This is a genomic window from Microvirga vignae (genome assembly GCF_001017175.1).
GTDB classification, from domain to species: domain Bacteria; phylum Pseudomonadota; class Alphaproteobacteria; order Rhizobiales; family Beijerinckiaceae; genus Microvirga; species Microvirga vignae.
In genome coordinates this window covers 1-24563 of sequence record NZ_LCYG01000086.1, presented here as the reverse complement: position 1 = coordinate 24563, position 24563 = coordinate 1, and the positions used below count along the sequence as shown (strand labels likewise).

Here is a 24563-nt window from a genome sequence, read left to right as displayed (position 1 = left end):
TGAATGGCCGCCAAACATGGCATAGCAGGGGCGAGAGATGGAGAGGGTAAATTATGGCCCCTCCCCTTGAAAAATAAAACGCCGAGACCCGCAGCAGGCCTCGGCGAGTGAGTGATCGGCCGCCGGATCAGCGCAGGACGATGCGTCCCTCAACCTTCGGCGCGATCTTTCCGGCTTTCGCCACATAATTGATCACCTGGCTCGCCATGAGCTGGCTGGCCGAGACGTCGATGAGGGACTTGGCTTCCGTGAACATGCGATAGCCGTCGCCGCCGCGGGCCATGAAGTCGTTGGTGGCGAGCTTGTAGGTCTTGGACGCATCGAGCGGCTCACCGTTGATCTTCAGCGATTTCACGCGGCTGCCTACCGGCTCCTTCAGGTCGACCTCGGCTACGATGCCGGAGACCTGCGGGAAGCGGCCGCCGAGCTCGCGCACTTGGCTCACGCCGTTCTCGAGCGCGGCCTTGATCTGCTCGCCCTTCACGGCCAGCAGAACCGTGGTGTTGCCGAAGGGCATCTCCGCCAGGATATCGCGGCGGGTCAGCTTCTGGCCGGCCTCGTACTGCTTGTCCGCACGGATGCCGCCGCCATTGGTGATGGCCACATCGGCACCGACGGAGCTTTTGAGCGCATCGGCGATCAGGTTGCCCATGGCTGCCTCGCCGCCACGAACAGTGGCGCGACGGCTGTCGAGGGGCGTTTCCGTCACGCCGATATCGATATCGAGCTCCTTGGAGAGCTTGTCCTCATAGCCCTTCACCACGGCCTCGATCTCCGGATCGGGCTTCACCGTCGCGCTGTCGACAATGCGGAAGTTCGGCGCCCAGGTGACGGTGACCTTGCCGTCCTTCTCAGCCTTCTTCACGGCGAGCTCCGTGACGGTGATGTAGTTACCCTGGGACTCGGATTCGGTCAGCGTCACCTTGCCGTCGTAGAAGGCGAGCAGGTGCTCGTCGTGACCGCCGATGATCACATCGACACCGGCGGAGCGGGCGATAATCATATCGACCTCAAGCGGCGTATGCGCGATGGCGACCACGATGTCCGCCCCCTTGCCGCGCAGTTCCTTCGCCTTGGCGCGCGCCGTGTCGATGGTGGAGGAGAACTTGATGTTGCCTGGGCTCGAGGCGATGGGCGTGTCCTCGGTGGTGAGGCCGAAGAAGCCGATCTTGACGCCCTGCACCTCGATCATCTTGTCGGGCTTCGTGTTCTCAGGGAGTCCGTTGCCGTCGATGATGTTGGTGGCCAGCACGTCGAACTTGGCCTCCTTCATGCGAGCGCGGAAGGCGTCGGGACCGAGATCGAACTCGTGGTTGCCCGGCGTCATGGCATCGACGCCCATCCGGTTCAGAATGTCGATGACATGCGCGCCCTTGTCGAAGCCCGACAGGAGCGAGGGGGAGATGGTGTCGCCCGCATGAATGAAGAAGGCATTGCCCTTCGCCTTCTCCTCCTTGATCACTGTGGCCAGCCTAGCGAAACCGCCGCGGCCCTTCTCGGGGCTCATGCGGTCGATATCGTTGGTCTGGACGAAGCGGATGGTCACGGCTTCCTGCGCCAGGGCGGTGCCGGACAAGAGCAGGGACAATCCAAGGAAACCGGCGCGCAGGGCAGCGGAAGATCGGCTAGTCAACATCATCACAAGTCCTCATTTCGGGCGGCGCCCACAGCGAGAGGCGTGGAGCCTAGGCCGGAAACGTGTCACAGAAGTAATATCCTGTCGATGTCCTCCGCGCCGAGATGCTCGGCATGAGGTGATGCCATTTTCATCCATTTGGTCTAGAGACCTTGCAGCGCATCAATGCTGCATCTTTCCATGAGGCGTCGCTTCCCATGTCCGGCCCCATTGCCCAAGCCCTTGCAAAGTTTAGCCGCAACAAGCAGGCCGCCGGTTGGCTCAAGCTGCCCTTCTTCCGGGACGGTAGTGCTGATCGCGTAGCCGAGAGAGTCGATGCGGTTATTGCTGCGGGCGGCCATGTCCTGCCGCCGCCTGATCTCGTCTTTTCAAGTCTGACACTCACTCCTCTCGACAAGGTGAAGGTTGTCATCCTCGGTCAGGACCCCTACCCGACGCCCGGCGATGCCCATGGACTCGCCTTCTCCTATCGCGGCTCGCGACGGCTGCCCGCATCGCTGCGCACGATCCTCGCCGAGATGGCGGCGGATCTGGATGTGCCCATGCCGAAATCCGGCGACCTGACGAAATGGGCCGAGCAAGGCGTGCTGCTTCTCAACACGGCGCTGACCGTGGAGAAGGGCAAGTCCGGCGCGCATATGAAGTTCGGATGGTCGGAACTGGTCGATCAGGCCATTACCGCAATCTCCGAGCAGCAGTCTGCCGTGGTCTTCCTGCTGTGGGGCGGGCCTGCCCGGAAACGTGCCGCACTCGTCGACCGGAAGAAGCATCTCGTCATCGAAGCGGGACATCCCTCCCCGCTCAACCGCCTCAACGATTTCAAAGGCACCCGTCCCTTCAGCCGCGCCAATGCCTGGCTCGTCGAGAAGAGCCTGGAGCCGGTGGATTGGCGGCTCGACACCTGAACGACCTTGCCGGGGGCCTGCCTAAGGGGTTAGGTCTCTCGCGGAACAATGACGCTCTCGCGAGGCACGCGGCCCGCGACGAGCCTGGAGGTCATCATGGTGGAATCACTGTTTGGACGCGTCGAAGCCTTCGCGGGCGATCCGATCCTGTCGCTCAACGACAGCTTCAAGTCCGATCCACGAAGTGAGAAGGTCAATCTCAGCATCGGCGTCTACACGGACGAAAAGGGCCGCATTCCGGTGCTGGGATCGGTGAAAGCTGCTTATGAGCGCATCGGCTTTGCGGAGCGGCCTTATCTTCCGATGGAAGGTCACCCCGGCTATCGTGAGGGCGTGCAGAAGCTGATCTTCGGCGACACGCATCCTGCCCGTGAGACCAAGCGCATCGCCACGATCCAAACCATCGGCGGCACGGGCGCGGTCGGCATCGCAGCCGACTTCCTCGCCAAGCATTGCCCCGGCCGCACCGTTCTCGTCAGCGACCCGACGTGGGAGAACCATCACGGCCTGTTCCAACGCGCAGGCTTCAAGACGACGACCTATCCTTATTGGGACCGCTCAACCAAGTCCGTTGATTTCGACGGTATGGTCAAGGCGCTGGAAGCAGCCGATTCCGGTTCGATCGTGATTCTTCAACCCGTCTGCCACAACCCGACCGGCGTCGATCTCGACGATAAGCAGCAAGTCGCCGTGACCGATGTGCTGGTCGCCAAGCGCCACATCGTCGTATTCGACATGGCCTATCAGGGCTTCGGCACGAGCCTCGAGGCGGATGCCGCTTTCGTGCGCCGCTACGCGGAGCGCGCCAGCTGCCTCGTTGCCAACTCCTTCTCGAAGAACTTCTCGCTCTACGGCGAGCGCTGCGGCGGATTGAGCATCGTCTGCCAGGACAGCGACGAGGCCGAACGCGTGCTGGGCCAGCTGAAGCTCGCCGTGCGCCGCAGCTATTCGAGCCCGCCGATGTTGGGCGGCCTTCTCGTCGCCACCGTTCTCGGCAACGACGATCTTCGCGCTCAATGGACTCGCGAGGTCGATGAGATGCGCACCCGCATGGATTCCGTGCGCAAGCTTCTCGCCGAGCACATCCGCGCCCTGTCCAACGAGGTCGATGTGGGCTTCCTGCTCAATCAGCGCGGCATGTTCAGCTTCACCGGCCTCACCGAGCAGCAAGTCACCGCCATGCGCGAGCGGGACGGTGTCTATCTCGTGGGGTCGGGCCGCATGTGCGTGGCCGGTCTCAATGAGGAGAACGTGCCGAAAGTCGCGAAGAGCTTCGTGGAAGTGAGCTAGGCGCGGGGATAAAGAGCACCCATCCACACTGTCATCACCGGCCTTATGCCGGTGATCCCGATTGTGTGAAACGCGGCGCTTTTCCGAAACGAGATGGCCGGGACGAGCCCGGCCATGACGTGTCTTAAGTCTTACTCCGCCGCAATCGGCAATGGCTGCTGAGGCTCGGCGCGGAATTTGGCAAGCAGTTCCGCCTCTTCCTCCTTCGCCGTTTTCAGGTTCCGCTCCTTGATGTGGCCGAAGCCGCGGATCTTCTGCGGGATGGTGGCGAGGCCAACGGCAATCGCGTGATTGTCCGCGTTGAGCTTCGACACGATCTCGCCGATGCGCCCTTCGAACTCGCGGATGAGCTCACGCTCGGTGCGACGCTCGTGCGTGTAGCCGAAGACATCGAGCGGCGTGCCGCGTAAGCTCTTGAACTTCGCCAGAACCCGCAGGGCCTTCATCATCCACGGGCCGAAGCTCATCTTTTTGGGCAGACCGGTGGTCGGATCCTTCTTTGCCAGAATGGGCGGAGCCATGTGGAACTCGTAGCGCAGGTTCTCGCCCTCGAAGGTCGAGGCGACTTGGCGCTCGAAGTGACCATCCGTGTAGAGCCGGGCCACCTCGTACTCGTCCTTGTAGGCCATGAGCTTGAAGAGCGAGCGCGCCGCCGCATCGGTCAGCGCGGTCGAGTCCGGAACGGCCTTTCCTTCAGCCTCGCGCACACGCTGAACTTGTGTGCGATAACGCTTGCCATAGCGCTTGTTCTGATACTCGCTGAGGAACTTCACGCGCCGCTCGATCACCTCGTCAAGGGTCTCGGAGATCTTCAGCTCGTCGTTCGGTGCCTTCAGCTCGCTCATCATGGTCGCGACCAGCTCAGGCTCTGCGGCCGCGCGGCGGCCCCAGTTGAAGGCGGAAAGATTCATCTTCACCGCTTCGCCGTTGAGTTCGATCGCCTTCTCAATGGCTTGAGCCGACAGCGGCACATGGCCGGTCTGATAGGCATAGCCCAGCATGAACATGTTGGCCGCAATCGAATTGCCGAGAAGCGCAGTGGCAATCGCCGTCGCGTCCACGAACGCTGCACCGCTCTCGCCGGCAGCTCCCATGATCGCGCGCTTCAGGCGCTGGGTCGGCAGCGAGAAGTCGGCATTGCGCGTGAACTCGCCTGGCATCACCTCGGCGGTGTTCACGACAAGCGCCGTTTGCCCCTGCTTCACGGAAGCGAGCACCTTCTTGGTACCCGTCACCACGAGATCGCAACCGAGGACGAGGTGCGCCGATTCCGCGCTGACGCGGATCGCGTGGATGTCTTCCTGTTTATTGGCAAGGCGCACATGGCTGTAGACCGCGCCGCCCTTCTGCGCGAGGCCGGCCATGTCGATCATGCCCATGCCCTTGCCCTCGAGATGCGCCGCCATGCCAAGGATCGCGCCGATGGTCACGACGCCCGTGCCACCCACACCGGTCACGATGACGTTGAAGGTGCGATCAATGGCGGGGATCGCCGGATCGGGCAGCGATGTGAGCGTCACGCCATCCGTCGAGAGCGTCTCCGGCACCGCCTTCTTCACCTTGGCGCCATGCACCGTCACGAAGGACGGGCAGAAGCCCTTCACGCAGGAGAAGTCCTTGTTGCAGTTCGACTGATCGATCTGGCGCTTGCGGCCGAACTCCGTCTGCACCGGCTGCACGGCCACGCAGTTCGACTGCACGGAGCAATCGCCGCAGGCCTCGCAGACGAGATCGTTGATGATCACGCGCTTGTCCGGATCCGGGAACTCGCCGCGCTTGCGGCGGCGGCGCTTCTCGGAAGCGCAGGTCTGATCGTAGATCATCACCGTGACGCCCGTAATCTGCGCCAGCTCGCGCTGCACGGCGTCCAACTCGTCGCGGTGATGGATCGTCATGCCGGCAGGCCAACGGATGTCTTTAGGATATTTGTGCGGCTCGTCGGTGACGAGAGCGATCCGCTCGACACCTTCCTCGCGCACCTGACGAGCGATCATGTCGACGGTCAGGCTGCCCTCATGCTTCTGACCGCCGGTCATGGCAACCGCGTCATTGAAGAGAATCTTGTAGGTGACATTGGTCTTGGTCGCGATCGACCAGCGCAGAGCCAGAATGCCGGAATGGTTGTAAGTGCCATCGCCGAGATTCTGGAACACGTGACCGCGCTTGGAGAACGGCGCTTCGCCGATCCAGTTCGCGCCCTCGCCGCCCATCTGCGTGAAGCCATCGGTGGAGCGGTCCATCCACTGCACCATGTAATGGCAGCCGATGCCCGCATAGGCGCGCATGCCCTCGGGCACCTTGGTCGAGGTGTTGTGCGGGCAGCCGGAGCAGAAATGCGGCACGCGGGTTGCCACGTCATTGGTGGCTTTCAGCACTTCCTGCGCATGGCGAAGACGCGCCACGCGACCGCGCAGGTCGTCGTTGTTGTGGTACTGGAGAAGACGCTCACCGATGACGATGGCGATGTCGTTCGGATCGAGCGCACCCTTCACGGGGAAGAGCCAGTTGCCGTCCTCGTCCTTCTTGCCGATGCAGAGCGGCTGGTTGGCGGTGCCGTAAAGCTCCTCGCGCACCTGCACCTCGATGAGAGAGCGCTTCTCCTCCACCACGATGATCTTGTCGAGGCCGTGCGCGAACTCCAGAAGCTCGCGCTGCGAAAGCGGCCAGGGACACGCGACCTTGTAGAGGCGAAGGCCCATGTCGTTCGCCTTCACCTCGTCGAGGCCGAGTTCGTCGAGCGCCTGGCGCACGTCGAGATAGGACTTGCCGACCGTGATCACGCCGATCTTCGCGTTGCGACCACCCGACAGGATGATGCGGTTGAGGTTGTTCGCGCGCACGAACGCCATCATCGCATCGCGCTTGAAGTCCTGGAGGCGCGCCTCCTGATCGAGCACGCCGTCGCGGCTGCGGATGTTGAGCCCGCCAGGCGGCATGATGAAGTCATCGGGCAGGATGATCTTCACCCGGTCGAGGGAGCCGTCCACGGAGGCGGTGGACTCGATGTTGTCCTTCACGCATTTGAATGCCACCCACGTGCCGCAGAAGCGGCTCATGGCGTAGCCGTAGAGGCCATAATCGAGAATCTCCTGAACGCCCGCAGGATTCAGAATCGGGATCATCACGTCGACGAAGTGGAATTCGGACTGATGCGCGACGGTTGACGACTCGGCCGTGTGGTCGTCGCCCATCAGGGCGAGCACGCCGCCGTGTTTCGAGGAGCCGGCCATGTTGGCGTGGCGAAACACGTCGCCGGAGCGGTCGACACCCGGGCCCTTGCCGTACCAGAGGCCGAACACGCCGTCATACTTGCCGTCGCCACGGATCTCGGCCTGCTGGGAGCCCCAGACGGCGGTGGCAGCCAGTTCCTCGTTGAGGCCAGGCTGGAAAACGATGTTCGAGGCCTCAAGCCACTTCCGGGCCCGCCAGAGGTTCTGGTCCAGGCCACCGATGGGCGAGCCACGATAGCCGGAGACGAAGCCGGCAGTGCTGAGGCCCGACAGCCTGTCCCGCTCGCGCTGCATCAGCAGCATGCGAATCACGGCCTGAGTGCCTGTGATGAACACATGATCCTTGGTGAGATCGTACTTGTCGTCGAGCGTAACGCTACGAAGCGCCACATGACCTTCGGCCATGCCGTTCCTCCTTGGAGCCCTCTCGCCCCGTTCGCCGGTTATCCGGCTCTTGTTGGTTTTTGAATTTATGTCAGTAATGCTGACATAATTGTTGGGTTGCGTCAATCGAGCGGGCTGGCCCTTGGCCTTCGTTTCGCCTCCATTAACCATAAAGCCTCTAGATCTTGGTTCTCTTAGCTTCCACACCCCGGAAGCGCTGCTTTTATAGTTGACGCATGAAACGCCGCCTCGGTCTCACGCTCTGCCTCGCCACCTTGCTGACGGGCTCCAGCCTGCCTGCCTTCGCACATCCCCATGTGTGGATCACCGCCAGGGCGGAGGTGGTCTTCGCCCCCGACGGCAAGGTCACGGGCATCCGCCACCACTGGACCTTCGACGAGGCCTATACGGCCTACGTGACGCAGGGGCTTGACAAGAACAACGACGGCAAGCTCTCCTCGGAGGAGTTGCAGGATCTGGCGAACGAGAACGCCGCCGGACTCACTGAATTCGACTACTTCACGACTCTGAAGGTGAAGGGAAAGCCTCAAGGTTTCGGCGAGCCGCGGGAAGCCCGCATGACCATGGAAAAGCCCCAGCAGGTCGCCCTCTCGTTCCTGCTGCCCTTGAAGGCCCCGGCCTCGGCCTCCGGCAACCTAGCCATCGAGATCGATGACCCGACCTTCTTCGTCTATTTCAGCCTTACGGACCAATCCGCCGTGACGCTAGCCAATGCGCCTCAAGGCTGCCTGACCAGCATCGCCAAGGCCAAGGCGCTCGACGCGACCATGCAGAAAATCCTGCAGGATGAGGGTGCGATCCAAGCCACACCGCCCAGCGCGAATTTCAGCGTCGAGTATTCCAACAAGGCCATCATCGCATGTCCGTGAGCTCGGCTCCCCTGACCTCTCCGGCCGCCGGCCAAGCACGGTTCTGGCAGCGGCTTGGCCTGATGGTTGCGGCGGTCGCTATCATGGCCGCCGCCATGGCGTTGCTCGCACTCTGGATCGGTCCTGTCAGTACGCCCGCACCACGCAGCCCCTTCGGCATGGGAATCCGGGAGGCCGCTCCATCCGGCAATTTCGGTGCCTGGATCCTCTCCATCCAATCCGGCTTCTATGCGAGCCTCCAGGCGAGCGTACGCGCCTTGAAGGAAAGCGGGGCGGCCCTGGGTCCCCTTCTCTTCGTCGGTTTTGCCTATGGCGTCTTCCATGCGGCGGGTCCGGGACACGGCAAGAGCGTGATCTCGGCCTATCTGGTGGCCGATGAGAAGGCGTTGCGCAAAGGCCTGATCTTGAGCTTTGCCGCCGCCCTGGTGCAGGCACTGGTCGCAATTTCCATCGTCGGCACGGTGAGCCTGGTGCTGCGCGCCACGGCTTCCACCATGAACAAGCTCGCCATGAACGTGGAATTGATGAGCTTCATCGCCGTTGCCCTGCTCGGCCTCGCGATCACCTGGCGCAAGAGCGGCAAGGTGCTGGGCGTGCTCGCGCTCGCGCGCAATCCTCTGGCCTCGGCGCAGGACGAGAGCTGCGATCACGTGCACATGCCGCCACCCGAGGAGCTTAAGCGTTTCACCCGCTGGCGCGACATGGCGGGCGTAGCGGTTGCCGCCGGCGTTCGCCCCTGCGCCGGGGCGCTCATCGTGCTCGTCTTCTCACTGGCGCAGGGCCTCTTCGCAGCCGGCATCGCCGCCACCTTCGCCATGGCACTCGGGACGGCGCTCACCACCAGCGCCATCGCGGCGGTTGCGGTCTTTGCCAAGACGGTGGCGCTGAAATTGGCGGGTGGACGTGGAGCGACGGGTGCCATGGCGATTGCGGGCATCGAGCTTCTGGCCGCCGCCTTCGTGCTGGTTCTGGGCGCGAGCCTGCTGATCGGCCTCTGGAGCCAGGGGCTCTAGCTCCCGGAAGGTTGCGCGGGGCGCAAAGCTCTTCGCGCAATCCTTCATCTCCATGCGTTGCGACATCAGGGAGGGATCGTTATAGCTCCGCCGATCAGGCACAGGGGCAAGAGCGTGTCCAATCCTTCCTCACCAAGCGCGCATCGACTTCATGAAGACATCTCGGCCGGACTCACCGGCACTTTGATGGTCGCGCTCGGCGTGACGCTCTACACGAAAGCAACGCTCCTTACCGGCGGCACGGCGGGCCTCGCGCTGCTCCTGCAATACGCCACGCAGCTCGACTTCGGCACCCTGTTCTTTGCCATCAACCTGCCCTTCTATGCGCTCTCCATTCTGCGCATGGGCTGGAAGCTCACTTTGCGCACGTTTCTCGCCGTGTTCCTCGTGTCCTATCTCTCGAAGTTCACGCCCGGCTGGCTTGGGGTCGAGCATCTCGACCCGATCTACGCGGCGGTCATGGGCGGCGTGCTGATGGGTGTGGGCCTCCTCGTTCTCTTCCGGCACCGCACGAGCCTCGGCGGCGTCAACATCCTCGCGCTCTATGCGCAGGAGCGCTACAACATCCGCGCGGGCTATGTGCAGCTCGGCATCGATGCGGTGATCCTGCTCTCGTCGCTCTTCGTGATCGAGTACGACAAGGTCGCGCTCTCGCTCGTCGGTACGGCGGTGCTCAACCTGATCCTCGCGACCAATCACCGGCCTGGTCGCTACATGGGCGTGAGCTGATCGGCTTGAGGCGCGATATCCACGATTACGCCCTCACCAATCATTCCCGCAGTCCAGAAATGAACTACTTTTCCGATTGAGAGCTTGGGTAGCACGTCCGCTGGATAAAGAAACCAAGCCTGAACGCGTCGCTGTTCGCCAGGCTTCATCGGTATATCGCCGATCTCCAGACGACAATCGTGATACGCTTCGTCGATCACAGCTGGGCAACTGAAGATCCCTCTGGGTTGCACTTGCGTCGGATGCCCTTCTCGTGTGCGCCAGAGAGTGAAGTCAATGACAGCCTGCGCTGGTGATTTCATGTGCTGAGTTCCGTGGATAATGACCGTCCTATAGCCCCAGCGAACCGCCATCCGAGCGTGGATCGTGCACGGCTTCGACGCGGCCGTTGCGCGGATGTTTCACCAGCATGCCCGCATGGCCCATCATATCCGCATAAGGCTTGGCCAGCTCCTCGACCGGATGGCCGTAGCCCGAGAGCGCACGCAGCAGGCTCGGATCGAAGCGGCCCTCGACCTTCAGCGTTGCGGAGGGCTCTTTCCATCTCTTGCCGAACAGCCAGCGCGGCGCATCGATGGCATCCGCGAGGGCCATGCCGAAATCCGCATAGCGCGTGAAGATTTGCCCTAAGATCTGCGGCTGTCCCTCGCCGCCCATGGTGCCGTAGGAGAGCACGCGGCCATCGTTGAACACGGCGAGACCGGGCGCCAGCGTGTGGAAAGGTTTCTTCCCGGGCTCCAGGGCTTTCAGGCTCTTCGGATCGAGCGAGAAGCTGAAGCCCCTGTTGTGCCAATGAATGCCCGTCGCCGGCAGCACGCAGCCGGAGCCGAAGGCCCAGAACACCGACTGGATGTAGGAGACGGCCAAGCCATCCTTGTCGATGCAGCCCATCCAGATCGTGTCGCCGTCCGCCGGACGCGGCGGATGGGGCGCGGCGCGACGCGCCTCGATCATCGCCGCCTCTTTCTCGAACACGGCTGGCGTGAGGAACGAGGCCGGATCGAGGGTGAGCTCGTGCGGATCGGTCACGACCTTGTCGCGGATGGCGAAGGCGCGCTTCGCCGCTTCGATCAGCCCATGATGGTGCTCGGGCGTTTCGCCCTGTTTCACATCGAGCCGATGGAACAGGCCGAGCATCAGCAACGTGGCGAGGCCCTGGCTCGGAGGCGGCATGTTGTAGACTGTCGAATGCTTCAGCTCCACGGAGAGCGGCTTCACAACGCGGGCCTGATAGGTCTCGATGTCCTTGCGCGTGATCGGGCTTCCGATGCGCTCAAGATCGGCTGCGATCTCCCGCCCCACATCGCCACGGTAGAAGTCGGCAAGGCCTGTATGGGCGAGCTGTTCGAGGGTGTCGGCCAGCTTGAGCGAGCGGCGCGTCTCGCCTGCAGGCGGGAGCTTGTCCTCTTTCAGAAAAGCTTCGGCGAAGCCGGGAGCGGCAAAGAGCGCCGCCTCCTCCAGCAAGGGATTGCGCCCTTCGGCGGCGCCGATCCTGTAGCCCTCGCGGGCAAGGCGGATGGAATCGGCCAGCAGCATGTCGCGCGGCAGCTGCCCGCCGAGCGCCTTGGCGAGCTCCAGCGCCAAGCCCCAACCGCTCACGGCTCCGGCGACGGTGAGCGCGGCATCGGGCCCGCGTGGGGGAATGCTGTCATAGCCCTTGTCCCGGTAGCGCTTGATGGTGGCGAGCGATCCGGCAGGGCCCGAGGCGTCGAGGGCGTGCACCCGCCCCTTCGGCTCCCGCACCAGCCAGAACCCATCGCCGCCAAGGCCGTTCATGTGCGGATAGACGACGGCGATGGTGGCCGCCATGGCGACCATGGCCTCCACGGCGTTGCCGCCCGCGGCCAGGATGGTCTGGCCGGTCTCGGCGGCAAGCATATGGGGAGCGGCGACGGCGGCGGTCGAGAATACGGGGGTCTCGGACATGTCTCTTCGATGGAGGCGACAGAAGGGATCTTCAGGCAAAACTTGCACCGGAGGGGGCGTTTAGGGTAGTCCCTTCCGGCAAAGAATGGAGTACGTAACCGTGGCTCAGGCGAAAAGCACCAACTGGCGCAACCTCATCACCGTGATCAGCATCATGATTCTGGTCGGTGCGGAGGTGTTCGGCGTGGCGATCTCCGCCGGCTGGGCCATCGCGGGCCTCTTCGAGCTGGGCAATATCGTGGGCTACGCCCTCATGGGCCTTTTCAGCCTGTTCGCCCTCTACATTCTCGTGAACCTCTGGCGCCGCTGCGTCGCCGTCGAGCCCCTGGCCGAGTAAGTTCAAGGGCACGCCCTCATCACGATCGGATCGGCCTGAGGCGGGACATAGGCCTCCATGGGGCGGCATTGCCCCTCGATGCAAATCCGCCAATCCGCCGTCGCGCCCGAGCGGCGCATGACCACCTCCGCCTGAGGTGGCAGGTTCGGCTTCCACGCATAAGATCCATTGACGAGCCGCGCATCCGACGGCGGCTCCATCCCGGCACCCGAGCCTTTCACCCGCGCCTCAACGAGCTCGAGCCCTGCGGACGATGCGCGCCAATCCTCCTCCCAGGCGATCTTTTCGACCGAATGCGTCCAGGCAAGGGTCATCGCGCCTGCCATGAGCGGCGCGACGACCTTGCCTGCGACCAGGCAGATCATGAATGGGCAGCCGTGAGCGATGCCGACGCCTTGCGGGTTTTCCAGATGTGGAAGCCAACGAAGAGTGCCGCCAGCACGAAGCCGATTTCATCGGTGAATGGGATTGCCGCAACGAGGAAGGCGGCTGCGGCAGCTGCCCAGATCCGCTCCCACCAAGCCAGAGGCTTCAGGAAGTAGCCGACAGCGGCAACACCCCACAGAACCATCGCAAGCGACGCCTTGATCACGATGTAGGCCACCGCGAGCCAGTAGCCCGCTCCCTCAAGTCCAGGCACGGGCTGCAGCATCAGGGTGGGATCGTAGACTGCCATGTAGGGTACGATGAAGCCCGGCAATGCGATCTTGACTGCCTGCACGCCGATCTTGAGGCCCGACTCCTTTGCCATCGGCGCTGCCGCGAAGGCTGCGAGCGCCACCGGCGGCGTGAGATCCGCCATGATGCCGAAGTAGAACACGAACATGTGCGAGACGATGAGCGGCACATCAAGCTGCAGCAGAATAGGAGCCGCCAGCGACGAGGTGATGATGTAGTTCGGAATCGTCGGGATGCCCATGCCGAGGATCAGGCTGAAGATCATGGTGAGCACGAGGGCGGTGAAGATGTTGTCCTTGCCAATCGAGATCATCCAGGTGCCGACGATGGTGCCGAGCCCGGTGAGCGTCATGGTGCCGATCACGATGCCGACAACCGCGCAGGCAAGGCCGACAGGCAGTGCCTGACGCGCGCCGTCGGCCATGGCGTCGACGCAGGCCTGAAGCGTCGTGCGGCCGCGTCCCGAGAAAGCGTTCCACAGCGACAGCAGGGCGACGACCGCCACGACGAGCGTCACGCTCGATGCGAGCGAGTAAGCGGAGACGAGCGCGAGACCGACCCAGAACGCAACGCGCAGAGCCGGAACCGCAAGACCAGCCGCGATGGCCGTGCCGAGGATCAGCGCCACGGTGAGCGACAGACCGACGGCACCCGCGAAGAGCGGCGTGTAGCCTGCGAAGAGCAGATAGACGAGAACGCCGAGCGGCGCGATGAGGAACCACTTCGTCTTCAGCTCGGTCCAGGCATTCGGCAGCTCAGACCTCGGAAGTCCCCGCAAGTGGCGCTTGCCGGCTTCGAGATGCACCGCGAGATAGCAGGATGCGAAGTAGAGCAACGCCGGAATGATCGCGGCCTCCACGATCTTCGAGTAAGGCACGTCGATGGTCTCGGCCATGATGAAGGCCACTGCACCCATGACCGGCGGCATGATCTGTCCACCCATCGATGACGTCGCTTCCACGCCGCCTGCGAAGGCCGCCGGAAAACCGAAGCGCTTCATCAGCGGAATCGTGAACTGTCCCGAAGCCACCACGTTGGCGACGCCCGAACCGGAAACGGTGCCCATCAGCGCGGAGGAGGCCACGCAGACCTTGCCGGGGCCGCCCTGCTTGTCGCCGAACACGGCCATCGAGATGTCGTTGAAGAAATCGATGACACCCGCCTTCTCCATGAAGGCGCCGAACAGGATGAAGAGGAAGATGTAGGTCGCCGAAACCAGAGTGGGCGTTGCGTAGATGCCTTCCGTGCCGAACGACATGTGCTCGATCACCTGCTCGAGCGAATATCCGCGATGATCGAGAGGCGCAGGCAGGTAATTGCCGAACAGGCAGTAGGCCAGGAACAAGGCTGCGACGATGGGCAGTGCTGGCCCCATCACGCGCCAGACGAGATAAATGAGGATGGCGAGCGCCGCGATGCCGGTGACGAGATCGCCTGTCGTCAGCTCGCCCGAGCGGATCACCAGTTCATTGTAAAGCGCCCATTGATAGAGACCGACGCCGAAGCCAACGAGGCCGACGATCCAGCCGAATGCATGCGATGCCGACGAGCCCGAGCGGTGATTGGCGATCATCGCGCCGGCGACAAGGCACAGGAAGCCGACATGCAGCGCGCGCACCACCTGGCTTGGAATACTGCCTCCGAACCAGAGAACAAGGCCGAAGGCGACCGCAACGGCAAGCCAGCCGAGAATGCCCTCGACGACGGTGCGCCGACGCGCAGCGAGCACAATAAGCCATGCGGCCCAGGCCACCATCACGACGCCAACGATGTGGAAGAGGCTCGCACCGGCGATGAAGGACTGGTCGAGAGGAATGCCGAAGGATGTGATGATCTGGAACGTGGAGAACGAGACCGCGATCCAGAACAGAAGCCTGCCCCAGAAACCCTCACCGAAACTCTCCGGCAGGCCGTGCTCCGGATTGATGGTCTCGGCAGGAGCCTCCATCTGGGCGAGTTCGGATGTATCAGTGCTCTGGCTCATCGCGCGGTGCCTCCTAAACGACTTCTTGTTCTTGTCATGCAAAAAGCCGGAGCAGTTCACCTGCCCCGGCTTGTTTGTAAATCGGCCGAAGGGTTTAGGAGCCCTGCTTCTTCACGCCCTTCTCATCGAAGTAGCGCTGCGCACCGGGATGCACAGGGACCGGCATGCCGGAAAGCGCATTCTCGAGCTTGATGTCCTTTGCCGCGGCATGCGCTGCCGTCAGATCCGGCAGGCTCTCATAGAGGGCCTTTGTCATCTGGTAGACGGTCTCGTCCTTCATGCCGGAATGCGTAACGAGGTAGTTCACGACAGCAGCCGTCTGCACCGGAGCCGTCTGACCCTCATAGGTGTTCGCCGGGATCGTGGCTTTGATGTAGGGCGTGCCAACCTTGTCCACGATAGCGGCGGGGACCTCCACGACGACGATCGGTACGGAGGTGGCGAGATCGCGGATCGAGGACACGCCGAGGCCCGCCGATTGCAGCGTGGCATCGAGCTGGCGGTTTTTCATGAGCTCGACGGACTCGCCGAAGGGCAGATACTCGACCTTGCCGAGATCCTTGTAGGTCAGGCCCGCACCCTGCAGGATCGCGCGGGCATTGAGCTCGGTGCCGGATTTCGGCGCGCCGACGGAAAGGCGCTTTCCTTTAAGATCCGCCAGCGACTTGATGCCGGATTCCTGGGTGGCGACGATCTGGATGTAGTTGGGGTAGATGGCGGTGATGCCGCGCAGCTTGTCGAGCTTGGACTTGAAACCGGCCTCCTCGTCGCCGGCCCAGCCCATGGCGAGGCTGTCGCCGAGAGTGAAGCCGATCTCGCCCTTGCCCTGCTGCAGCAGGGTCAGGTTTTCAACAGAAGCCTTGGTGGCCTGAACGGAAGGCCGCGAGCCCTGGACCTTTTCCGTGAACACCTTGGAGAGGGCGACCCCCAGCGGATAATAGACGCCGGAGGTGCCGCCGGTCAGGATATTGATGAAGTCCTGCGCCTGGGCCGGAAGGCTTGCTCCTGCAATGGCAATGGCTGCCGCTGCGCCGGCGAGGCGGCGCGTGAATGTTTGACGCATGGCGTACTCCCTGTTTTGTGGCGCTGTGACGTTACGGCGCTTGTGTATGGGGCTAGTTTTGACGGCTGACGAAGTTTTCTCAAGAGGCTAAGAGGGACTTAATCCTGCCACCTTGGTCGGTAGGGGTCCGTCTCTCCACAACTAATCAATGCGTCGAACCATGCTCAACCGCCGCCAGTTTCTCCAAACAGCCACCGCCACGGCCGCTCTGGCCGCCCAGGGCTTCTCAAGCCAGGCCATGGCGCAGCAGGGTTTGAAGATGGGAGCACCGTCCCCCTTTTCGTTCGACGACCTGAAGAAGCAGGCAGAGGCGATGGCCCGCACGGCCTATGTGGCCCCGCCGAGCCCCTCGCCGGACATTCTCTACCAGATCGACTACGACGCCCACGGCAAGATCAAGTTCAAGACCGATCTGGCGCTGTGGGCCAACGGCCCCGGCGAGTTCCCGGTCACCTTCTTCCACATGGGCCGCTTCTTCCAGAAGCCGGTGCGCATGCATGTGGTGGAGAACGGCCAGGCTCGGGAGATCATCTACGACACCGAGTATTTCGACATGCCGGCGGACTCGCCTGCCAGGAAACTCCCCGACAACACGGGCTTTGCCGGTTTCCGCTTCCAGGAGCCCCGCAACGGCAAGCTCGACTGGAAGAAGAATGATTGGGTGGCCTTCCTCGGCGCGTCCTATTTCCGCGCCATCGGCGAGCTTTATCAGTATGGCCTCTCCGCTCGCGGCCTCGCTGTCGACGTGGCGGTGCATGGGAAGGCCGAGGAATTCCCTGACTTCACCCATGTCTACTTCGAGACGCCTAGCCCTAACTCCGACACGGTCACGGTCTATGCCCTCCTCGATGGGCCGAGCGTGGCGGGCGCCTATCGTTTCGTGATGAAGCGCGCCGCCGCCGTGATCATGGATCTCGACAGCGCCCTCTTCCTGCGCAGGGACATCCAGCGCCTCGGGATCGCGCCGCTCACCTCTATGTACTGGTACTCGGAGAAGGCGAAGGCCACCGCCATCGACTGGCGCCCGGAAATCCACGATTCCGATGGTCTTGCCATGTGGACCGGCACCGGCGAGCATATCTGGCGCCCCCTCAACAACCCGCCGCGCATCATCACCTCGGCCTTCTCCGACGAGAACCCGAAAGGTTTCGGCCTGCTCCAGCGCGACCGGACCTTCGACCATTATCTCGATGGCGTCTATTACGACCGCCGCCCCTCGCTCTGGATCGAGCCGCAGGGCTCCTGGGGCAAGGGCACCATCCAGCTCGTGGAAATCCCCACCGACGACGAGATTCACGACAACATCGTCGCCATGTGGGTGCCCGCGCACCCGGCCCGTGCAGGTCAGGCGCTCAACTTCCGCTATCGCATGCACTGGTCGGCGGACGAGCCTTATCCGACCCCGCTCGCCCGTGTCATCGCCACCCGCTTCGGCAATGGCGGGCAGGCCGGCACTAACCGGCCCAAGGGTGCGCGCAAGTTCATGGTCGAGTTCATCGGCGAGCCTCTGACGAGGCTGCCGAGCGGCATGATTCCGAAGCCCGTGCTCTCCGCCTCCCGCGGCGAGTTCTCGAACGTCCTCACCGAGGCGGTGCCCAACAACGTGCCCGGACACTGGCGCACCCAGTTCGACCTGACGGCGACCGGCACCGAGCCGGTGGAGATGCGCTGCTATCTCCGCAATGGGGATGAGGTGCTGAGCGAAACCTGGCTCTACCAGTACCATCCGACGTTCTAAGATTTCGCTTGCAAACCATGATATTAACAGGGGAGTATAAAATACTATACGCCCCTGGAAACGGCGACCGATCCGGTCTATGTGTGGAGGCATGTCGCACAGCCACCACCACGGCCATCATCATGGCCATGAGCACCGGGTCCTTGCCGCAGAACCAACCTTTTCGCTGCTTCGCCTCTCGGTCTGGCAGCGACTGGCGGGCGCTGCCGTGCTCTTAGGCGTCCTGTGGCTGATGGTTCTCCAGGTAATGGGGTAAGTCATGCCGAAGCCCTCCACCGCCATCGGTTTCGACGAAGTGACCCTCGGCTATGGCCGCAGGCCCGCCGTGCATCACCTCGACGGGGACATCCCGGCCGGAAGCCTCATGGCCGTGGTCGGCCCCAACGGGGCCGGCAAGTCGACCTTGCTCAAGGGTATCATTGGGACCCTGAAGCCGCTCGAGGGCCATATCCGACTCAACGGCCCCTCCTCCGAGATCGCCTATCTGCCGCAGGCGGCGGAGATCGACCGGTCCTTCCCGCTCTCGGTCTACGATCTCGTCGCCATGGGGCTCTGGTCCCGCTCGGGGCTGTTCGGCGGCATCGCGGCGAAGGATCGCACCAAGGTCGAGGAGGCCCTGGCGGCCGTTGGCCTCATCGGGTTCGAGCGTCGTCCCATCTCCACCCTGTCCGGCGGGCAGATGCAGCGCGCCCTCTTCGCGCGCCTGCTGCTGCAGGATGCACCGGTGATCCTGCTCGACGAGCCGTTCACCGCCATCGATGCCAAGACGACCGCAGACCTGCTCGATCTCGTGCGCCGCTGGCATGACGAATCCCGCACCGTCGTGGCGGTTCTGCACGATCTCGACATGGTCCGGCGTGTGTTCCCCGAGACGCTGCTCATTGCCCGCGAGCCTGTGGCCTGGGGCGAGACGCTCGATGTGTTGAGCGCCGAGAACCTCCTGAAGGCCCGCCGCATGGTCGAGGCGCATGATCCGCATGCGCATGTCTGCCAGCGCGGCGCTGCATAAGGGATCATCCGTGCTCGACCTCCTTTACACCCCCTTCTCCGAATTCGAGTTCATACAGCGCGCCCTCGTGGGCGTGATCGCCATCGCACTCGGCGGCGGCCCCATCGGCGTGTTTCTGATGCTGCGCCGCATGAGTCTCACGGGTGATGCCATGGCGCATGCCATCCTGCCTGGTGCGGCGATCGGCTATCTGCTCGCAGGCCTGTCTCTTCCGGCCATGACCATCGGCGGATTGGCGGCGGGCGTCGTCGTTGCCATGGCGGCAGGCCTCGTCTCACGCTTCACATCTCTGAAGGAAGATGCGTCGCTCGCAGCCTTCTACCTGCTCTCGTTGGCGCTCGGCGTCACCATCGTGTCGCTTCGCGGCTCGAACGTCGATCTGCTGCACGTGCTCTTCGGCACGGTGCTGGCCCTCGACGACAACACGCTGCTGCTGCTCGCTTCCATTTCGACGCTGACGGTTTTGGCGCTCGCCGTGCTCTACCGCCCGCTCGTACTTGAATGCGTGGACCCGATATTTCTGCGCTCCGTGAGTCGTGCCGGAACGCCGACGCATCTCATCTTTCTCGGACTCGTGGTGATGAACCTCGTTGGCGGTTTCCATGCCCTCGGCACGCTGCTGGCAGTCGGCATGATGATGCTGCCCGCCACTGCGGCGCGCTTCTGGACCAGCGACATCACCATGATGATGATCGTCTCCATCCTCATCGGCATCGTTTCAGGCATCGCGGGCCTTCTGCTCTCGTTCCATGCGGAGCTGCCCGCAGGCCCCGCCATCATTCTCTCGGCCGGTGTCGTCTATGTCGCGTCTCTGCTGATTGGCCGCGAAGGCGGCGTGCTGTGGCTCGCATGGCCCGGCAGGCACCTGGAAGCTTAAAACTCAAGTAAGGATCTCATCATGCTGACGAGAAGAATTGCTCTGTCTTGGCTTGCAGGCTCTCTGGCGCTCGCCGGTTCGCTCATGCCGGCCGCGGCGCAGACCTCTGAGAAGCTCAAGGTCGTGGCGACCTTCTCGATCCTCGGCGATCTCGTGCGTCATGTCGGCGGCGAACGCGTGGATCTGACGACCTTCGTCGGCCCAAACGGCGATGCCCATGTCTATTCGCCCACACCCGCCGACGGGCGGCGTCTGACGGAAGCGAAGATCGTCTTCACCAACGGCCTCAAGTTCGAAGGCTGGATCGACCGTCTCGTGAAGTCCTCCGGCACCAAGGCGGCGACGATCGAAGTGTCCAGGGGCCTCAAGCCTCTCGAGGGAGAGGAGGAACACGGCCATAACCACGGACACGATCATGGCCACGAGGGCGTCGATCCTCATGCCTGGCAAAACATCGGCAACGCGAAAATCTACGTGGCCAATATCCGCGACGCCCTGATTGCAGCGGATACCGCCGGCAGTGCCGCTTACGAGGCCAATGCCGCCGACTACCTCGCCAAGCTCGAGGTCCTCGAGGCAGAACTGAAGGATCTCGTCGCCAAGATCCCTGCAGACCGGCGCAAGATCATCACCTCTCACGATGCCTTCCGCTATTTCGAGGACGCCTATGGGATCGACTTCGTCTCCCCGCAGGGCGTCTCGACGGAAGCCGAAGCCTCTGCCAAGGACGTGGCCAGGATCATCCAGCAGATCAAGCGGGAGAAGATCAGCGCTGTTTTCGTGGAGAACGTCTCGGACGCCCGCCTCATGGAGCGGATCGCCAAGGAGACCGGGGCCAAGATCGGCGAGAGGGTCTATTCCGATGCGCTTTCCGACTCGAACGGTCCCGCTGGCACTTACATTGACATGATGAGACACAATATAAGGGCTTTCAGCGCGGCCCTGTCGAGCTGAAAGCCCCTGCTGTCCCTGACCTTTGAGGGACAGCCTTCAAAGAGTTTCCTGGAACCGTCCGATGACCGACAAGATCCCCGTTACCGTCCTCACAGGCTATCTTGGCGCCGGTAAGACCACCCTCCTCAACCGCATCCTCACCGAACCCCACGGCAAGAAATATGCCGTGATCGTCAATGAGTTTGGCGAGATCGGCATCGATAACGAGCTCGTCGTCGGCGCCGACGAGGAAGTGTTCGAGATGAACAACGGGTGCATCTGCTGCACCGTGCGCGGCGACCTGATCCGCATTCTCGACGGCCTGATGAAGCGCAAGGGCAAGTTCGACGCGATCATCGTCGAGACCACGGGCCTTGCAGACCCCGCTCCCGTCGCCCAGACCTTCTTCATGGACCAGGACGTGTCCGACACCGCGCGCCTGGATGCCGTGGTGACGGTGGCTGACGCCAAGTGGCTGTCCGACCGCCTCAAGGACGCGCCCGAGGCCAAGAACCAGATCGCCTTCGCGGATGTGATCATCCTCAACAAGATCGATCTCGTGACGCCGGAAGAGCTCGATGCCGTCGAGGCGCGCATCCGCGCCATCAATCCTTACGCGAAGGTCCATCGCACGCAGAACTGCGCCATCCCTATCGGCGAGGTGCTCGACCGCAAGGCCTTTGATCTCGACCGCATCATCGAGCTCGAGCCTGACTTCCTTGAGGAAGGCCACCACCATCATCATGACGAGGAGATGCAGTCCGTCTCCGTCGCCATCGATGGCGAGGTGGACCCTGAAAAGTTCATGCCGTGGATCTCAAACCTGACCCAGGTCGAGGGTCCGAACATCCTGCGCTGCAAGGGCATCGTGGCCTTCCCGAACGAGCCGAAGCGCTTCGTTTTCCAGGGCGTGCACATGATCCTGGACGGCGATGTGCAGGGCGAGTGGAAGCCCGGCGAGAAGCACACCTCCAAGGTGGTCTTCATCGGCCGCGACCTGAACGAGAAGGCGATCCGCGAGGGCTTCCTCGCCTGCGCGGCCTGAACACGTTTCACTCCAGGGGCAGAACACCTGCCCCTGGAATCACATACGGCTCATGGCGCAAAACCGGCTTTCGTCATGCATTCCTGGACATAGGCCCTGCGGGTCGTCCTGACCTGCTGGAGCCATTGCTCGGAGATGTCTCTGCCGTTCCGGTAAATCAACCGGGCATCCCTCTCGCAGGATGCCTTCTGGGCCGCCCTTTGAGCCGAGGTCTCACCTCCTCCTTGAGCAGGAATCCCGCCCATGGTCTGAGCAGAGGCTCCCATCGAACCGAGCGCCGTCATGACAAAAGCAATCAAGCTCAGAATTCGCATGCCGCAGCTCCCGATCATCAAAAATCCTATGATGGGTCTGCCGCATGGTAATGGCCATGTCTCAAAAGGCGTACCGCCAAGGTGCACGGCAACCCATTGACCGCCTGAACCCTGCCTTGCCTTCCATCCCTGCAACCGTGCTATGGGGAACCCACCTGAAGGGAATGTTTCGATGAGTGCTGGAGCTGCTCCGTCCTTGACCCAAAGCGTGGCGCCTGTTGCTGCAGGCGCGCATGTGACCGCCATCGGCTGGCTGAAGGGCACCGCCGCCTTTGGCCTTGGCGATGGCGGCGTGCTGCTGGTGAAGGATGGCGAGACCCATCGCGTGGATGCCCATCCCGATGCGGGCGTTCTGGTGGGCGCGAGCGACGGCGAGCGCTTCGTCACCGGTGGCGACGACGGTCGCGTAGCCGTGACCGGCGCCGACGGTTCCACGAAGACCCTGGCCGAGGCCAAAGGCGCGTGGGTCGACTCGCTGGCGCTGAGCGCAGGCGGCGCCTTCGCCTATGCTGCGGGCAAGCGCGTCTTCGCTCGCGACAACAAGGGCCGCGAGAAGATGCTGGAAGTGCCCTCCACCGCGCGCGGCCTTGCCTTCGCTCCCAAGGGCTATCGCCTCGCGATCTCGCATTACAACGGCGCGACATTGTGGTTCCCCAATGTGGACGCGAAGCCCGAAGTGCTCGAGTGGAAGGGCTCGCATCTCGACGTGACCTGGTCGCCCGATGCCCGCTTCGTGGTGACCTCCATGCAGGAGAATGCGCTTCACGGCTGGCGGCTCATTCCCGATAAGGGCCACATGCGCATGAGCGGCTATCCGTCCAAGACGCGCTCCTTCTCCTGGTCGCATGACGGCAAATGGCTTGCCACCTCCGGCGCGGAAGCGGCGATCATCTGGCCTTTCGAGTCGAAGGAAGGGCCGATGGGCAAGGCTCCGCGCGAGTGCGGCGTGCGGCCCGCGAAAGTGAGCCGCGTGGCCTTCCACCCCAACACCTATGTGCTGGCGGTCGCTTACGAGGACGGCTGCATCCTGCTTATCCGCCTGAACGATGCTTCCGAGCTTCTCGTGCGCCCTGCCGTCAAGGGCAGCGGCGTCACGGCAATGGCTTGGGACAAGGGCGGCAAGCGCCTGGCCTTCGGCTGCGAGGACGGCCAGGCCGGCATCCTGACCCTGCCCACATGAGATCGCCCGTGGCTTTGTTCGGCGCTTTCTTGAGAGGAACGTTCGGCCTGCCGAAACCGGATCGGGAGGCCATCGAGCGCGTGAAGGAGCTGGCGCGCACGGCGCTCCGGGCCTCACCTGAGACGGCCTTCGCCGTCAACGAGATCGCCTGCAACGATCCCGGCTGTCCCGGCATCGAAACCGTCATTCTGGTGATGGAGCCGGGAAAGAAGACCAGGGCGCTCAAGGTGCAGAAGACCCTCGACGAAGTGACGGAACAAGACATCCGCGCCGCGTTTGACGTTTAGCGAATCGTTCGGAAAAGTGGATCCGGTTTTCCGCACGATGCGCTCCCTGCGGAAGAGAGCATCGGATGGATCCCAAAAGTGGCTTCCATTTTTAGGTCCGATGCTCCAGAGGGTTCGAAACGTGTCACGCATCGTTCGCATCATCGCTTTTGGCCTCGGTCTGCTCGGCGGTGTTGCTGCGTCGCAGGGGCCGGAATATGCCCAGCAATATCGCCAGCGCCTCGGCGGTGCGATCGACGAACTCAAGCGCGTGATCGCACAGTTCGATGCGGATGCGCAGGCCAATGGCGAAACGCAGGACAGCGCCATCGCACGACTGCGCTCGAACCCGGACACTCTCGTCAGCCGACAGGGTGCGGCCGTGCAGGCCAATGTCGAGCGCCTCGAACGGCTTCAGTCGCATCGTGAAGTCATGATGCAGGCAGGCCCCTTCGCGCGCATTGCGCTGATGGTGCGCGAGGGCGACGGGGATGTGATGGAAGCAACCTATCGCGATTTCGAGCCCGCCATGCCCGTGACGGAAGAAGGCGTCATCTCCACCGTCATCGGCTTCATCGTCGTGTGGGGCGGGATTCTCCTCATTGCAGGATTTCTGCGCAGTCTCTTCAGACGACCGCGCCAGCAGGTGAGAGCCTGATCAAATCCCTCCACAGCGATCTCCGACCTCCTCGGGATGAGTTCCGGTGTTAACCCAATCGGTCAGCTTTCTCGTTCCGGCTTTCCGGCGAGCACCACGTAGAAGCCCAAGCCGTCGCTGGCGGGCAGTGTCTGCAACCGGTCGATCCAGCCGCGTTTTTTGGCTTCCAGCAGTGCCTTGCCGATAGGCTGGAAGAGCGTTTCGCCGCCGCCTTCCGGTGGCGGGTCGAGGCGCACGGCGACGGATTTGGCATGCGCGAAGCGGCTGCGCTCCAACATGTCCTGAAGGGAGGCCGAAGCCTGCTCGCGGGATGCACCGCGCAAGTCGAGCACGGCTTCGGCATCCACGACGCCAAGACCACCGCGCAGCTTGTTGGCGTAGAATTCCTCGAAATGAGGCATGGCAATGACTCCATGAATCCTGCACAAACCTACAAACGAACATGGCCGGCTTGAAGGCCGGCCATGCTGTAGAGCGT

Annotated in this window: 23 protein-coding genes; 14 read left to right on the top strand and 9 right to left on the bottom strand. The window is 63.0% G+C overall.

Translation table 11 applies throughout. From position 1 onward, the window contains the following. Positions 1-127: 127 nt before the first annotated feature. Positions 128-1639, bottom strand: coding sequence for a bifunctional metallophosphatase/5'-nucleotidase (locus tag AA309_RS26000; protein ID WP_052955012.1), 1512 nt, complete (start codon positions 1637-1639; stop codon positions 128-130). A gap of 194 nt (positions 1640-1833) precedes the next feature. On the opposite strand from AA309_RS26000, the gene ung reads away from it, so the two are divergent. Together ung and AA309_RS25990 are read left to right on the top strand one after the other, a co-directional pair. Further along, positions 1834-2541 (top strand): uracil-DNA glycosylase, encoded by a 708-nt coding sequence (gene ung, locus AA309_RS25995; RefSeq protein ID WP_047191938.1) that lies wholly within the window; start codon positions 1834-1836, stop codon positions 2539-2541. Between the two features lie 96 nt (positions 2542-2637). Further along, on the top strand, positions 2638-3831 hold the full coding sequence (locus AA309_RS25990; protein WP_244470499.1) for an amino acid aminotransferase: 1194 nt from the start codon (positions 2638-2640) through the stop codon (positions 3829-3831). Between the two features lie 131 nt (positions 3832-3962). Here AA309_RS25990 and AA309_RS25985 read toward each other — a convergent pair whose 3' ends face one another. After that, positions 3963-7466, bottom strand: a complete 3504-nt coding sequence (locus tag AA309_RS25985; RefSeq protein ID WP_150117768.1) for an indolepyruvate ferredoxin oxidoreductase family protein — start codon at positions 7464-7466, stop codon at positions 3963-3965. A gap of 215 nt (positions 7467-7681) precedes the next feature. Here AA309_RS25985 and AA309_RS25980 point away from each other — a divergent pair, with 215 nt between their 5' ends. The 3 genes from AA309_RS25980 (at position 7682) to AA309_RS25970 (ending at position 10077) form a co-directional block, all read left to right on the top strand. Continuing rightward, positions 7682-8335 carry a DUF1007 family protein gene (locus tag AA309_RS25980; RefSeq protein WP_047191922.1) on the top strand — a complete coding sequence of 218 codons (654 nt, stop codon included), beginning with the start codon at positions 7682-7684 and terminating at the stop codon, positions 8333-8335. Beyond that, a complete protein-coding gene (locus tag AA309_RS25975; protein ID WP_047191921.1) occupies positions 8326-9348 on the top strand; it encodes a nickel/cobalt transporter in 1023 nt (340 codons plus the stop codon). Before AA309_RS25980 ends, AA309_RS25975 begins: the two co-directional genes overlap by 10 nt. Positions 9349-9462: 114 nt before the next feature. Then, on the top strand, positions 9463-10077 hold the full coding sequence (locus tag AA309_RS25970; RefSeq protein ID WP_047191920.1) for a YitT family protein: 615 nt from the start codon (positions 9463-9465) through the stop codon (positions 10075-10077). On the opposite strand, the gene AA309_RS25965 is transcribed toward AA309_RS25970, so the two are convergent. Further along, positions 10059-10379, bottom strand: coding sequence for a hypothetical protein (locus AA309_RS25965; RefSeq protein ID WP_150117767.1), 321 nt, complete (start codon positions 10377-10379; stop codon positions 10059-10061). The genes AA309_RS25970 and AA309_RS25965 overlap by 19 nt on opposite strands. A 28-nt stretch (positions 10380-10407) precedes the next feature. Then, positions 10408-12003 carry a gamma-glutamyltransferase family protein gene (locus AA309_RS25960; RefSeq protein WP_047191918.1) on the bottom strand — a complete coding sequence of 532 codons (1596 nt, stop codon included), beginning with the start codon at positions 12001-12003 and terminating at the stop codon, positions 10408-10410. A gap of 100 nt (positions 12004-12103) precedes the next feature. Between AA309_RS25960 and AA309_RS25955 the strand changes: the two genes are divergently transcribed. After that, entirely contained in the window at positions 12104-12340 is a 237-nt protein-coding gene (locus tag AA309_RS25955) for a hypothetical protein (protein WP_425286905.1), read from the top strand. A 2-nt stretch (positions 12341-12342) separates the two neighbouring features. On the opposite strand, the gene AA309_RS25950 is transcribed toward AA309_RS25955, so the two are convergent. The 3 genes from AA309_RS25950 to AA309_RS25940 all read right to left on the bottom strand — a co-directional run bounded on the left by AA309_RS25950 (position 12343) and on the right by AA309_RS25940 (position 16065). Beyond that, on the bottom strand, positions 12343-12705 hold the full coding sequence (locus AA309_RS25950; protein WP_047191916.1) for a DUF1850 domain-containing protein: 363 nt from the start codon (positions 12703-12705) through the stop codon (positions 12343-12345). Continuing rightward, positions 12702-15002, bottom strand: coding sequence for a TRAP transporter permease (locus tag AA309_RS25945; RefSeq protein ID WP_052955011.1), 2301 nt, complete (start codon positions 15000-15002; stop codon positions 12702-12704). The genes AA309_RS25950 and AA309_RS25945 overlap by 4 nt, the downstream gene beginning before the upstream one ends. A 94-nt stretch (positions 15003-15096) precedes the next feature. After that, positions 15097-16065: a TAXI family TRAP transporter solute-binding subunit gene (locus tag AA309_RS25940; protein WP_047191915.1), complete on the bottom strand. Its 969-nt coding sequence runs from the start codon at positions 16063-16065 to the stop codon at positions 15097-15099. A 160-nt stretch (positions 16066-16225) separates the two neighbouring features. Here AA309_RS25940 and AA309_RS25935 point away from each other — a divergent pair, with 160 nt between their 5' ends. From AA309_RS25935 to AA309_RS25915, 5 genes are all read left to right on the top strand, one after another. After that, the gene (locus tag AA309_RS25935) at positions 16226-17803 is read left to right on the top strand and encodes an OpgD/OpgG family glucan biosynthesis protein (protein ID WP_047191914.1); all 1578 of its coding nucleotides are present in this window, start codon (positions 16226-16228) and stop codon (positions 17801-17803) included. Positions 17804-18062: 259 nt separating this feature from the next. After that, positions 18063-18812, top strand: a complete 750-nt coding sequence (aztA, locus tag AA309_RS25930) for a zinc ABC transporter ATP-binding protein AztA (RefSeq protein ID WP_047191913.1) — start codon at positions 18063-18065, stop codon at positions 18810-18812. A 10-nt stretch (positions 18813-18822) separates the two neighbouring features. After that, complete coding sequence (locus tag AA309_RS25925) at positions 18823-19689, top strand: metal ABC transporter permease (RefSeq protein ID WP_244470498.1); 867 nt, start codon at positions 18823-18825, stop codon at positions 19687-19689. Between the two features lie 21 nt (positions 19690-19710). Next, positions 19711-20643, top strand: a complete 933-nt coding sequence (locus AA309_RS25920; RefSeq protein ID WP_047191912.1) for a metal ABC transporter substrate-binding protein — start codon at positions 19711-19713, stop codon at positions 20641-20643. Between the two features lie 61 nt (positions 20644-20704). After that, positions 20705-21667, top strand: a complete 963-nt coding sequence (locus AA309_RS25915) for a CobW family GTP-binding protein (RefSeq protein WP_047191911.1) — start codon at positions 20705-20707, stop codon at positions 21665-21667. A 50-nt stretch (positions 21668-21717) separates the two neighbouring features. Here the strand turns inward: AA309_RS25915 and AA309_RS25910 are convergent, their stop codons facing one another. Next, positions 21718-21981: a hypothetical protein gene (locus tag AA309_RS25910; protein WP_047191910.1), complete on the bottom strand. Its 264-nt coding sequence runs from the start codon at positions 21979-21981 to the stop codon at positions 21718-21720. A gap of 172 nt (positions 21982-22153) precedes the next feature. On the opposite strand from AA309_RS25910, the gene AA309_RS25905 reads away from it, so the two are divergent. The 3 genes from AA309_RS25905 (at position 22154) to AA309_RS25895 (ending at position 24085) form a co-directional block, all read left to right on the top strand. Then, positions 22154-23161: a WD40 repeat domain-containing protein gene (locus AA309_RS25905; RefSeq protein ID WP_047191909.1), complete on the top strand. Its 1008-nt coding sequence runs from the start codon at positions 22154-22156 to the stop codon at positions 23159-23161. 8 nt (positions 23162-23169) lie between these two features. After that, complete coding sequence (locus AA309_RS25900; protein WP_150117766.1) at positions 23170-23448, top strand: hypothetical protein; 279 nt, start codon at positions 23170-23172, stop codon at positions 23446-23448. A 121-nt stretch (positions 23449-23569) separates the two neighbouring features. Beyond that, positions 23570-24085 carry a DUF2937 family protein gene (locus AA309_RS25895; RefSeq protein WP_047191933.1) on the top strand — a complete coding sequence of 172 codons (516 nt, stop codon included), beginning with the start codon at positions 23570-23572 and terminating at the stop codon, positions 24083-24085. Between the two features lie 62 nt (positions 24086-24147). Here AA309_RS25895 and AA309_RS25890 read toward each other — a convergent pair whose 3' ends face one another. After that, positions 24148-24486, bottom strand: a complete 339-nt coding sequence (locus AA309_RS25890) for a hypothetical protein (protein WP_047191907.1) — start codon at positions 24484-24486, stop codon at positions 24148-24150. Positions 24487-24563 lie beyond the last annotated feature (77 nt).

Bases quoted from the DNA above. Each gene is read 5' to 3' on its own strand.
- AA309_RS25910 (WP_047191910.1), bottom strand. From the start codon at position 21,981: ATGCGAATTCTGAGCTTGATTGCTTTTGTCATGACGGCGCTCGGTTCG.
- AA309_RS25940 (WP_047191915.1), bottom strand. From the start codon at position 16,065: ATGCGTCAAACATTCACGCGCCGCCTCGCCGGCGCAGCGGCAGCCATT.
- ung (WP_047191938.1), top strand. From the start codon at position 1,834: ATGTCCGGCCCCATTGCCCAAGCCCTTGCAAAGTTTAGCCGCAACAAG.
- AA309_RS25920 (WP_047191912.1), top strand. From the start codon at position 19,711: ATGCTGACGAGAAGAATTGCTCTGTCTTGGCTTGCAGGCTCTCTGGCG.
- AA309_RS25965 (WP_150117767.1), bottom strand. From the start codon at position 10,379: ATGAAATCACCAGCGCAGGCTGTCATTGACTTCACTCTCTGGCGCACA.
- AA309_RS25985 (WP_150117768.1), bottom strand. From the start codon at position 7,466: ATGGCCGAAGGTCATGTGGCGCTTCGTAGCGTTACGCTCGACGACAAG.
- aztA (WP_047191913.1), top strand. From the start codon at position 18,063: ATGCCGAAGCCCTCCACCGCCATCGGTTTCGACGAAGTGACCCTCGGC.
- AA309_RS25905 (WP_047191909.1), top strand. From the start codon at position 22,154: ATGAGTGCTGGAGCTGCTCCGTCCTTGACCCAAAGCGTGGCGCCTGTT.
- AA309_RS25935 (WP_047191914.1), top strand. From the start codon at position 16,226: ATGCTCAACCGCCGCCAGTTTCTCCAAACAGCCACCGCCACGGCCGCT.
- AA309_RS26000 (WP_052955012.1), bottom strand. From the start codon at position 1,639: ATGATGTTGACTAGCCGATCTTCCGCTGCCCTGCGCGCCGGTTTCCTT.
- AA309_RS25975 (WP_047191921.1), top strand. From the start codon at position 8,326: ATGTCCGTGAGCTCGGCTCCCCTGACCTCTCCGGCCGCCGGCCAAGCA.
- AA309_RS25960 (WP_047191918.1), bottom strand. From the start codon at position 12,003: ATGTCCGAGACCCCCGTATTCTCGACCGCCGCCGTCGCCGCTCCCCAT.
- AA309_RS25990 (WP_244470499.1), top strand. From the start codon at position 2,638: ATGGTGGAATCACTGTTTGGACGCGTCGAAGCCTTCGCGGGCGATCCG.
- AA309_RS25915 (WP_047191911.1), top strand. From the start codon at position 20,705: ATGACCGACAAGATCCCCGTTACCGTCCTCACAGGCTATCTTGGCGCC.
- AA309_RS25980 (WP_047191922.1), top strand. From the start codon at position 7,682: ATGAAACGCCGCCTCGGTCTCACGCTCTGCCTCGCCACCTTGCTGACG.
- AA309_RS25950 (WP_047191916.1), bottom strand. From the start codon at position 12,705: ATGATCTGCCTGGTCGCAGGCAAGGTCGTCGCGCCGCTCATGGCAGGC.
- AA309_RS25890 (WP_047191907.1), bottom strand. From the start codon at position 24,486: ATGCCTCATTTCGAGGAATTCTACGCCAACAAGCTGCGCGGTGGTCTT.
- AA309_RS25945 (WP_052955011.1), bottom strand. From the start codon at position 15,002: ATGAGCCAGAGCACTGATACATCCGAACTCGCCCAGATGGAGGCTCCT.